The organism is Pseudomonas sp. KCJK8993 (genome assembly GCF_046230915.1).
Lineage (GTDB): Bacteria > Pseudomonadota > Gammaproteobacteria > Pseudomonadales > Pseudomonadaceae > Aquipseudomonas > Aquipseudomonas piscis.
Genome location: NZ_JBJJLO010000169.1, coordinates 1 through 9,991, shown reverse-complemented (window position 1 = coordinate 9,991; position 9,991 = coordinate 1). Strand labels below are relative to the sequence as shown.

The 9,991-nt window shown below is 66.2% G+C and carries 12 protein-coding genes; 4 read left to right on the top strand and 8 right to left on the bottom strand.

Annotation, left to right across the window (positions count from 1 at the left end; translation table 11 throughout):
• On the bottom strand, positions 1 to 211 hold a 211-nt coding region (locus ACK6AU_RS30310; RefSeq protein ID WP_409303346.1), incomplete at its 3' end, for a DUF2946 family protein.
• Between the two features lie 93 nt (positions 212 to 304).
• On the opposite strand from ACK6AU_RS30310, the gene ACK6AU_RS30305 reads away from it, so the two are divergent.
• Entirely contained in the window at positions 305 to 742 is a 438-nt protein-coding gene (locus ACK6AU_RS30305; RefSeq protein ID WP_185699324.1) for a DUF3995 domain-containing protein, read from the top strand.
• A 38-nt stretch (positions 743 to 780) separates the two neighbouring features.
• Here ACK6AU_RS30305 and ACK6AU_RS30300 read toward each other — a convergent pair whose 3' ends face one another.
• From ACK6AU_RS30300 to ACK6AU_RS30275, 6 genes are read right to left on the bottom strand one after another with little or no spacing between them, the layout of a single operon-like run.
• Positions 781 to 1,149, bottom strand: coding sequence for a Na+/H+ antiporter subunit G (locus ACK6AU_RS30300; protein WP_185699323.1), 369 nt, complete (start codon positions 1,147 to 1,149; stop codon positions 781 to 783).
• Positions 1,146 to 1,424, bottom strand: coding sequence for a K+/H+ antiporter subunit F (locus tag ACK6AU_RS30295; RefSeq protein ID WP_409303344.1), 279 nt, complete (start codon positions 1,422 to 1,424; stop codon positions 1,146 to 1,148). Before ACK6AU_RS30295 ends, ACK6AU_RS30300 begins: the two co-directional genes overlap by 4 nt.
• A complete protein-coding gene (locus ACK6AU_RS30290) occupies positions 1,421 to 1,909 on the bottom strand; it encodes a Na+/H+ antiporter subunit E (RefSeq protein ID WP_409303342.1) in 489 nt (162 codons plus the stop codon). The genes ACK6AU_RS30295 and ACK6AU_RS30290 overlap by 4 nt, the downstream gene beginning before the upstream one ends.
• The gene (locus ACK6AU_RS30285; RefSeq protein ID WP_409303340.1) at positions 1,906 to 3,597 is read right to left on the bottom strand and encodes a monovalent cation/H+ antiporter subunit D; all 1,692 of its coding nucleotides are present in this window, start codon (positions 3,595 to 3,597) and stop codon (positions 1,906 to 1,908) included. The genes ACK6AU_RS30290 and ACK6AU_RS30285 overlap by 4 nt, the downstream gene beginning before the upstream one ends.
• Positions 3,594 to 3,938, bottom strand: a complete 345-nt coding sequence (locus ACK6AU_RS30280) for a Na+/H+ antiporter subunit C (protein ID WP_011060906.1) — start codon at positions 3,936 to 3,938, stop codon at positions 3,594 to 3,596. Before ACK6AU_RS30280 ends, ACK6AU_RS30285 begins: the two co-directional genes overlap by 4 nt.
• Positions 3,938 to 6,856 (bottom strand): monovalent cation/H+ antiporter subunit A, encoded by a 2,919-nt coding sequence (locus tag ACK6AU_RS30275; RefSeq protein WP_185699320.1) that lies wholly within the window; start codon positions 6,854 to 6,856, stop codon positions 3,938 to 3,940. Before ACK6AU_RS30275 ends, ACK6AU_RS30280 begins: the two co-directional genes overlap by 1 nt.
• A gap of 199 nt (positions 6,857 to 7,055) precedes the next feature.
• On the opposite strand from ACK6AU_RS30275, the gene ACK6AU_RS30270 reads away from it, so the two are divergent.
• Positions 7,056 to 7,430, top strand: a complete 375-nt coding sequence (locus ACK6AU_RS30270; protein WP_409303337.1) for a hypothetical protein — start codon at positions 7,056 to 7,058, stop codon at positions 7,428 to 7,430.
• 10 nt (positions 7,431 to 7,440) lie between these two features.
• Here the strand turns inward: ACK6AU_RS30270 and ACK6AU_RS30265 are convergent, their stop codons facing one another.
• Positions 7,441 to 8,442 carry a DMT family transporter gene (locus ACK6AU_RS30265; protein WP_409303349.1) on the bottom strand — a complete coding sequence of 334 codons (1,002 nt, stop codon included), beginning with the start codon at positions 8,440 to 8,442 and terminating at the stop codon, positions 7,441 to 7,443.
• Between the two features lie 16 nt (positions 8,443 to 8,458).
• On the opposite strand from ACK6AU_RS30265, the gene ACK6AU_RS30260 reads away from it, so the two are divergent.
• Both ACK6AU_RS30260 and ACK6AU_RS30255 read left to right on the top strand, forming a co-directional pair.
• Complete coding sequence (locus ACK6AU_RS30260; protein WP_185699468.1) at positions 8,459 to 9,022, top strand: helix-turn-helix domain-containing protein; 564 nt, start codon at positions 8,459 to 8,461, stop codon at positions 9,020 to 9,022.
• Positions 9,023 to 9,213: 191 nt separating this feature from the next.
• A partial coding sequence (locus ACK6AU_RS30255) for an acyl-CoA dehydrogenase family protein (RefSeq protein WP_409303335.1) occupies positions 9,214 to 9,991 on the top strand: 778 nt, incomplete at its 3' end.

Genomic DNA, 9,991 nt, shown 5'->3' with positions numbered 1-9,991 from the left:
CCTTGGCCAGGGTCGGCAGCAAATCCTGGTCGGTGGGCACCTGCATGGGCGCCTGGGTGGCCGGATCGACGCTACAAAACTGCCCGCCGATGCCGTTGAGCTGCATGCCCAGCATCTGGCCATGGCCGATGCTGCAGGCGAACACGTTGAACAGGACGCAGCAATACAGCATCCAGGCAACGAGCGAGCGATCGGAACGGGCGAATTTCATGGGCCGGCACTTTAGCATCGAAGACGACGAACGTACTTACCAAAACGCGCGATCAGGTCCATTCTTCAGCGAAATTTTCCAGGGACGTCCAACATGACTCATCTGCTTGCACAGGGAGTGGCCGGAACCTTTTTATCGATCAGCCTGTTGCACCTGTACTGGGCCGCTGGCGGCAAGCGCGGCAGCGAGGCGGTGATCCCGCAGGTGCCGGGGCCCGTGCCCGGGCAGAGCCAGCCGGCCTTCCAGCCGCCGGCGCTGGCAACCTTGCTGGTGGCGCTGGCCCTGTTGCTGGTGGCGCTGCTGGTGTGCCTGCGGGTCGGGCTCTTGCTGCCGAGCGTGAGCCATCCGGCGTTGCAGTGGGTCATCAGCGCCATCGCCTTGCTGATGTTCGCCCGGGCCATTGGCGACTCGGAACTGGTGGGGTTCTTCAAGCAGGTGCGGGGTTCGCGCTTCGCCCGGCTCGACACGCTGTTCTATTCGCCTTTATGCGTGGTACTGGGGGCCGGGCTGCTGGTGCTGGCCTGGGCCTGAACGCCCGCAAGGCAAGGGCGGGGCGAGCCCGCGCCTGCTCAGTTGCCGGTTTCCTGGCGTTTGCTGCTGACTTCCGCCGGCACGTCGTCGCCGGCCATGCGCTTGCGGAACAGCGCGGCACGGGCCAGCAGCAGGGTGGTCACCGGCACGGTGATCGACAGCAGGATCGGGATCAGCCAGGCGTGCAGCACCGGCCCCGACTTGAGCGCCGAGAAATACAGGATCGAGGCCAGGGCCACGGTCCACGAGCCCAGGGTCGAGGCCAGGGCCGGCGGGTGCATGCGCTGGAAGTAGCTCTTCATGCGCAGGATGCCCAGCGCGCCGATCAGGGCGAACAGGCTGCCCAGTAGCAACAACAGGGCCACCAGGATTTCCACCCACAGGGGCAGTTGTTGCAGCTCGTTCATTCGATCACCTCGCCACGCAGGAGGAATTTGGCCAGGGCGAAGGAGCCGACGAAGCCGAACAGGGCGATCAGCAGCGCCGCCTCGAAGTAGGTATCGCTGGAGTAGCGGATGCCCAGCACCAGCATCATCAGCATCGCCAGGATGTACAGGTAATCCAGCGCCAGGACCCGGTCCTGGGCCGAGGGGCCCTTGAACAGGCGCACCAGGGTCAGGACCATGGCCATGGAAAAGATGAACAGGCTCAGCAGGATCGCGTTATCCATCAGTGCGCTCATTCGAAGATCTCCATCAGCGGGCGCTCGTAGGTGGTCTTGAAGTGCTGGATGAATTGCGCCTCGTCCTTCAGGTCGAACACGTGCAGCAAGAGGATGCTGCGATCCAGCGACAGCTCGGACCAGACCGTGCCCGGCACCACCGTGGTGATGGTCGACAGTGCCGCCAGGCCGTTGGCGTTGCGCAGGTCCAGGAGCACCTTGACGAAGGCCGAGCGCACCGGGCGCCGGCCGTTGTTGAGCACGCCCCAGGCCACCAGCAGGTTCGACACCAGTACATCACGGCCCACCAGCAGGAACAGGCGCAGGATGGTCCAGGGCCGGCGGAAGCGGATCGGCTGCGGGCGCAGCGGGCGCATCAGCAGTGGCGCGAGAAAGCCCAGCATCGCGCCCAGCAGCAGGTTGCCGGGGCTGACGGAGAGGTTCAGCAGCAGCCACAGCAGCCACAACGCCAGGGACAGGAAGGGCGAGGGGAGCAGGCGCTTCATGGCTGCACCTCCACCGACAGCGCGGCCTTGGCTTCGGGGCTGAGCACCGTCCGGGTGCCCAATACCGCCATCACGTAGTGCTCGGGCTGGTTGAGGTTGTCGGCGGTGTCCTGGGTGAAGCGCAGCAGCGGCTCGGCCTTGAAGCTCAGCAACACGCACAGGCCCAGCAGCGCCACTATCGGCACGCACTCCAGGCGCCGCAGCACAGGCGAGGGTCGCTCCTCGGGCGTCCAGAAGCGGCGGATGCCCAGGCGCGCGAAGGCGATCAAGGACGCCAGGCCGGAGAGGATCAGCAGCGCTAGGAAGCACCAGCCCGCCACCGGCACCTGGGTATCGGGACTGCTGCCCAGGCCCTGGGGATTGAGCAGGGCGGCGATCAGGTTGAGTTTGCCGATGAACCCCGACAGCGGTGGCATGCCGATGATCAGCAGCGCGCAGGCGATGAAGCTCAGGCCCAGGAAGGCCATGGTCCAGGGAATCACCTGGCCGACCACCACTTGCTGTTCGTCGTCGAGGTTGCTGCCCCGTGGCGGGTTTTGCGAACCCGCCGGTTGCGGCAGGATCTCGCCTTCATCCTCCAGCGGGGCCTCGGTGGCCGAGCGCGAGCGCTCGATCAGCTCGGCCAGCAGGAACAGCGCGCACATGGCCAGGGTCGAGCTGAACAGGTAGAACAGCGCCGCGCCGGTCAGTGCCGGTTGGGCGAAGCCGATCACCGCGAGCAGGATCCCCGCCGAGACCAGGATGCTCAGGCTGGCCATGCGCTCCAGGCGCTGCGCGGCGAGGATGCCCAGCGCCGCGCAGCAGATCGTCGCCAGGCCGCCGTACACCAGCCACTGGCTGCCGAAATAGGCCGAGGCACCGGCCTGGCCGGAAAACAGCAGGGTCCACAGGCGCAGCACGGTATAGACCCCAACCTTGGTCATCACCGCGAACAAGGCCGCTACCGGTGCGCTGGCCGAGGAATAGGCCGGCACCAGCCAGAAGTTCAGCGGCCACATCCCGGCCTTGGCCAGGAAGGCGATGGCCAGGATCGCCGTGCCCGCGTGCAGCAGGCCGCGGTCGGCCTCGGGCACCAGCGGGATCTTCATGGCCAGGTCGGCCATGTTCAAGGTGCCGGTGACTCCGTAGATCATCGCCGTGCCGATCAGGAACAATGACGAGGCCAGGAGGTTGATGGTGATGTAGTGCAGCCCCGAGGACACCCGTGCCCGTCCCGAGCCATGCAGCATCAGGCCGTAGGAGGCCGCCAGCAGCACCTCGAAGAACACGAACAGGTTGAACAGGTCGGCGGTGAGGAAGGCCCCGTACAGGCCCATCAGCTGGATCTGGAACAGCGCGTGGAAGCTCGCGCCGGCCCCGTCCCAGCGGGCCATGGCGAACAGCAGCGCGCTGACCCCGATGATGCCGGTCAGCACCAGCATCAGCGCCGACAGGCGATCGACCACCAGCACGATGCCGAACGGCACCTGCCAGTTGCTCGGCAGGTACACGCCGAAGGAGCCGGTGGCGCCATCGGCCTGGGTCCAGTACAGCAGGTACAGCGCCAGGCCCAGGCCCAGCAGGCTGGAGAACAGGTTGAGCCGGGCCTTGAGCGGACGGTGTTTTTCCCCCAGCAGCAGGAGCAGGGCCGCGGTCAGCAGCGGCAACAGGATGGGGGCGACGATCAGGTGCGAGGACAACAGGTTCATTCCTTGGGCTCCCGACCGTCGACGTGGTCGGTGCCGGTCAGGCCCCGGGAGGCCAGGAGCACCACCAGGAACAGCGCGGTCATGGCGAAGCTGATGACGATGGCGGTGAGCACCAGCGCCTGGGGCAGGGGGTCGGTGTAGTGCAGCAGGTCCTGGGGGACGCCGTCCTTGACGATCGGCTCCTTGCCGATGAACAGGCTGCCCATGCTGAAGATGAACAGGTTGACCGCGTAGGACAGCAGGCACAGGCCCATCACCACCTGGAAGGTCCGGGGGCGTAGCACCAGCCAGACCCCCGAGGCGGCGAGGACACCAATGGCGATTGCAATGACTTCTTCCATCAGGCGGCTCCGCTCTTGATCAGGGACTTGGACTGGCTGGCAGGCTTGTGGGCCCGCACCGACTGGTGCGCCAGGGCGGTGAGGATCAACAGGGTCGCGCCCACCACCACCGCGTACACGCCGATGTCGAAGAACAGCGCGCTGGCGATATGGATATCACCGAACAGCGGCAGGTCCAGGTGCAGGGTGTGGGTGGTCAGGAACGGATAGCCCCAGGCCAGGGCGCCTAGGCCCGTGGCCACGGCGAACAGCAGGCCGGTGCCCATCCAGCGCAGCGGTCGCAGGCTCATCTGCGCCTCCACCCACTGGGTGCCGGCCACCATGTACTGCAGGATGAACGCCACCGACATCACCAGCCCGGCGACGAAACCGCCGCCCGGCAGGTTGTGCCCGCGCATGAACAGGTAGAAGGACACCACCAGGGCGATCGGCAGCAGCAGGCGCACCAGCACCGCGGGCACCATCATGAAACCCAGGGCGGTGTCGCTGGCCTGGCGTGGGTTGACCAGGTCGGTGACCACGTCCGGTGCCAGCAGGCGCTGCTGGGCCGGCAGTTGCATGCTCTCCTTGGGCGGGCGGAAGCGTCGCAGCAGGGCGAACACGGTCAGGGCCACGGCCACCAGCACGGTGATCTCGCCCAAGGTGTCGAAGCTGCGGAAGTCCACCAGGGTCACGTTCACCACATTGGTGCCGCCACCCTCGGGCAGGGCCCGGCTCAGGTAGAACGAGGAAATGTCGTTGGGCGTCGGCCGGGTCAGCATGGCGTAGGACAACAGCGCCATGCCCAGGCCCACGGCGACCGACAGGCTCAGGTCGCGCAGGCGGCGGATACGCGCCTTGGGCACGCTGCTGGGCAGCGGCGAGACATCCTCGATCCGCCGCGGCAGCCAGCGCAGGCCCAGCAGGATCAGCACCGTGGTCACCACTTCCACCACCAGCTGGGTCAGGGCGAGGTCGGGGGCGGAGAACCAGACAAAGGTCACGCAGGTCATCAGCCCGCAGACGCTGACCATGGTCAGGGCGGCCAGGCGGTGATACTTGGCCTGCCAGGCGGCGCCCAGGGCGCAGGCGATGGCCAGCAGCCAGAAGGTCACGAAGACGATGGAACCGGGGATCTTCGGCCGGTCGCCCCAGGTCAGGCTGCTGTAGAGCATGGGGATCAGCCCGGCGATCACCGCCGCCAGCACCAGCAGGAACAACTGGCTTTGCAGGCGCTTGGTGCTCAGCCGCCGCTCCAGGCCACGGGCCAGGCGGGTCAGGGCCACCAGGCAGCGTTCGAACAGGCGCTTGCCATTGAAGCGGCCCACGCCCGGCGGGTAGGCGAAGCGGCCACGCACCAGCGGCTTGCGCAGTAGCAGGTAGAGGACGATACCGCAGGACATGGCGATCAGGCTCATGATCATCGGCGCATTGAGGCCGTGCCAGATTGCCAGGCTGTATTCGGGCAGGGTCCCGCCCACCACCGGCCGTGCGGCGGCGGCCAGCAACGGCCCGATGATCTGGGCCGGGAAGATCCCCACCAGCAGGCAGGTGAACACCAGCAGCTCCACCGGCGCACGCATCCAGCGCGGCGGCTCGTGGGGCGTGTGGGGCAGGTCGGTGGCCGGCTCGCCGAAGAACACATCGACGGTGAAGCGCAGGGCATAGGCGACGCTGAAGGTCCCGGCGAGGGTGGCGATCACTGGCAGGGCGATCTCGACCCAGGCACTGGAATTGATGAACACCGTCTCGGCGAAGAACATCTCCTTGGACAGGAAGCCGTTGAGCAGCGGCACCCCGGCCATGGAGGCGCTGGCCACCATGGCCAGGGTCGCGGTGTAGGGCATCAGCTTGATCAGGCCGTTGAGCTTGCGGATGTCGCGGCTGCCGCTCTCGTGGTCGATGATCCCGGCAGCCATGAACAGCGAGGCCTTGAAGGTGGCGTGGTTGAGGATGTGGAATACCGCGGCCACCGCCGCCAGCGGGCTGTTCAGGCCCAGCAGCAGGGTGATCAGGCCCAGGTGGCTGATGGTGGAGTAGGCCAGCAGGCCCTTGAGGTCGTTCTGGAACATCGCGCAATAGGCGCCCAGCACCAGGGTACAGGCGCCGGCGCCGCCGACGATCCAGAACCATTCTTCGCTGCCCGACAACGACGGCCACAAGCGGGCCAGGAGAAACACCCCGGCCTTGACCATGGTCGCCGAGTGCAGGTAGGCCGAGACCGGTGTCGGCGCGGCCATGGCGTGGGGAAGCCAGAAGTGGAAGGGGAATTGCGCGCTCTTGCTCAGCGCACCGAGCAGGATCAGGGGAAGCAGGACAGGGTAGAGGGCATGGGCCTTGATCTTGTCCGCGGCAGCCAGTACCTGATCCAGGTCATAGCTGCCGACCACATGGCCGAGCAGCATGACCCCCGCCAAAAGGCATAATCCCCCGGCCCCGGTGACCATCAGCGCCATGTAGGCACCACGGCGGGCGTCGGAACGGTGATGCCAATAGCCGATCAGCAGGAACGAGAAGAGGCTGGTCAGTTCCCAGAAGAACACGATCTGGATCAGGTTGCCGGAGATCACCAGGCCCAGCATGGCGCCCATGAACGCCAGGAAAAAGGCGAAGAAGCGCGGCACCGGGTCCTGGGGCGACATGTAGTAGCGCGCATACAACGACACCAGGGTGCCGATGCCCAGCACCAGCAGCGAAAACAGCCAGGCGAAGCCGTCCAGGCGCAATACGAAGTTCAGTCCCAGGCTCGGCAGCCAGGCGTACTCCTCGCGAATCACCCCGCCCTCGGCGATCTGCGGATACAGCAGGGCCACCTGGAGGGTGCCGATGAGGGCAACCAGGCCGGCGAGCAAGGATTCGGTATTACGTGCGTTGTGCGGCAACAGGGCCGCCAGACAGCTGCCCATGAACGGCAGAAGCAGTAGAACTATCAGGGACATAGGCTTCTAATCTGCAGAAAAGTATGACGCATAATACGTGCCAGGCCCTTGATCACCAACCGCCAGGCGCGGCTGGATAGCCATCAGAAATGTTACATGCGCTTTCAAAAGTAGGAGACAAATGCCCGCTTCGCCCGTTCGCCGGGTGTTCGCACAAGGTTTGCCCCCCACGCAACTCATCGGACAAGGATCGACACGGATGCACCCAGCCAAAACCACCACCAGCCGCCGATTGCTCCGGCGTGGCTGCTTTGCCCTGCTGTTCACCTGCCTGGGCGCCGTGTTGGCCATCGGCCTGGAACGGTTGTACCCGCCGGCCCAGGAGATGATCAGCACCCGCAAGGCCCTGGTCATCGACGGCCCCCCGGGCGACGGGCACCGCTACCTGTTGCCGCCGGGCACCGTGCTGTATTACGAAAAGGCCATGCCGGAGGGGCATGCCCGCTACCGGGCCTATTTCTATTACAAGGGCGAAATTGAAGGTGATCCGCTGCCGCTGGAGCCCAAGCACCATGGGGCCTTGATCGCCCCGGGCTGGCTGTCGAGCCCCGAGCCCGGCGCGCCGTCCTTGTAGGTGGCTGGGGTCAGGGCGGTGTCGACTCACCGCCCAGTGAGGCTTCTGGCCTGTGCGTCGATCCGCGGTTGATCTTCAGCTCGCTGACGATCACCGCCAGCACGATCATCGCCCCGCCCAGCAGGGCCAGGGCGGGCAGGCGTTCCCCGGCGATGCGCCCGACGATCCCGGCCCAGACCGGTTCGCCGGCATAGATCAGCGTGGCCCGGGTCGGCGAGACGCTCTTCTGGGCCCAGTTCATCGCCACCTGGATCGCCGCGCTGGAGGCTCCCAGGCCCAGGGCGATGACCAGCAGCAGCCAGGAGAATTCCGGCAGTGTTTCCCCGGTGGGCAGCACCATGGCGAAGGCCAGTACCGAGGTCACCGCCAGTTGCACCACCGTCACCCGGCGCACATCCACGCGCCCGGCGAAACTGCTGATGAGGATGATCTCGGCGGCGATCGCCACGGTGCTGATCAAGGTCGCGATCTCTCCGGGGCTGAAATCCAGGGAGGCGCCGTTGGGCCCGGACAGTAGCATCAGCCCGGTGAATGCCAGCATGATCCCCAGGCTGGGCAGCAAGCCCGGGCGCTTGCCCATGAACAGCCATTGCAACAGGGGCACGAAGGGTACGTACAGCGCGGTGATGAAGGCCGATTGGCTGCTGGGGATGGTTTGCAGGCCCACGGTCTGCAAGCCGTAGCCGAGCATGATGGCAACCCCGATGAAACTGCCGGCGCGCAACTCGAACAGGGTCAGGCCGCGCAGGCGCGACCAGGAGAAGAGCGCGACGATGGCGGCGGCCGCGGCGAAGCGCAGGCCGACGAAGAACATCGGGCCGCTGACGCCCATGGCTTGTTGCACCAGGAGGAAGGTGCCGCCCCAGATCATGGTGATCAGCACCAGTACGGCCTCGGCCTTGCTGAGCTTGTAGAAAGAAGTGCTGGAAGTCCCGGATGTCATGGTCTTGCGTGCTACCTGAGGGGGACGCACAATGCGCCGGAAATTGGGCAGTATACTGCGCAGGCCCAGGGAGCGAGTGAATAGAGTGCATAAGGAAAACAGTCATCGGGCTTCGGTCCTGCAACATGTCAGCCTCAATGTCCGGCGCCTGCGCCACGCCGCTGGCTTGAGCCAGAGTGCCCTGGCGCAGAAGTCGGCGGTCAGCCGGCGGATGCTGGTGGCCATCGAGGCGGGGGAGAAGAACGTCAGCCTCGGGACCCTGGATCGAGTCGCCGAGGCCCTGGGCGTGGCCTTCAGCGACCTGATCCAGGCCCCGGATTCCCGGGACTCCAGCCGTATCAACGAGCTTGCCTGGGCGGGGCTGATTCCCGGCAGCCGCGCGGTGCTGCTGTCCAAGGCCGAGGCCCGCCGTGAGGTGGAGCTGTGGGAATGGCAGCTGGAGCCTGGCGAGGAGTACCGCTCCGAGTGCGATGCCCAGGGCTGGAGCGAGCAGCTGTATGTGTTCGAGGGTTGCCTGACGGTGTTCTTCGGCGACACCGAGCGCCGCCTGGAAAGCGGCGACTTCCTGATGTTCGCCAGCCATGTGCCCCATGGTTACCGCAACGATGGCACCCAGCCCACGCGCTTCGTGCGCAACGTGGTGATCTGATTCCGCGACAACTGTCCGCCTGCCAACAGTGGTTGGGCAGTTTGCCTGTTTTGTATTGCAGTGCTTTGTCGGTTTTATTCATAGCTCATTGAAATAGAACGTTTTTATTCCTGGGCACGAGTTCTGCAGTGGTCCTGGCGGCAGGCACCCGACGGGTGTCGATCCTGACCACCAGCAAGCGGAACCGGCCCATGACAGCCCCAGCCCAACCCCCTCGCACTGCCCATATCATCCGCAGCGATGCCGAAGCCATCAGCATCGCCCGGGACCTGGCCCGGCGCTTCGCCGTGGACGCCGCGGTACGCGACCGTGAACGGCGCCTGCCGGTGGCCGAGCTGGACGAGTTCTCCGCCAGCGGCCTGTGGGGCATCACCATTCCCCGCGAATACGGCGGTGCCGGGGTGTCCTATGTGACCCTGGTGGAGGTGATCAAGATCATCTCCGCCGCCGACCCGTCCCTGGGCCAGTTGCCGCAGAACCACTTGGGGGTGGTGGATATCCTGTTGCAGACCGGCAACGAGGAGCAGAAGCGTCGCTACTTCAGCCAAGTGCTGCAGGGCTATCGCTTCGGCAACGCCTTCTCCGAGGCCGGTAGCAAGCATGTCGGCGCCTTCCAGAGCCAGATCCGCTTCGACGGCGACCAGGCCCGGATCGATGGGCAGAAGTTCTACTGCACCGGTGCCTTGTTCGCCCATATCGTCCCGGCAGTGGCCGTGGATGAGGACGGCCAGGCCCATATCGCATTCATCGAGCGGGACAACCCCGGGCTGACGGTAATCGATAGCTGGGACGGCTTCGGCCAGCGCACCACCGCCAGTGGCGGGGTCAGCCTGCAGGCGGTGCAGGTGCCGCGCAGCGCGGTGATCCCCCCCCCCCCCGGCCCCGTGACCCCCCCCCCCCCCCGGGCCCATGCCCCACAGCACCCCCGCGCCGCGGGGCCCCCCGACGCCCTCGTCCCCCCCGCGGGCG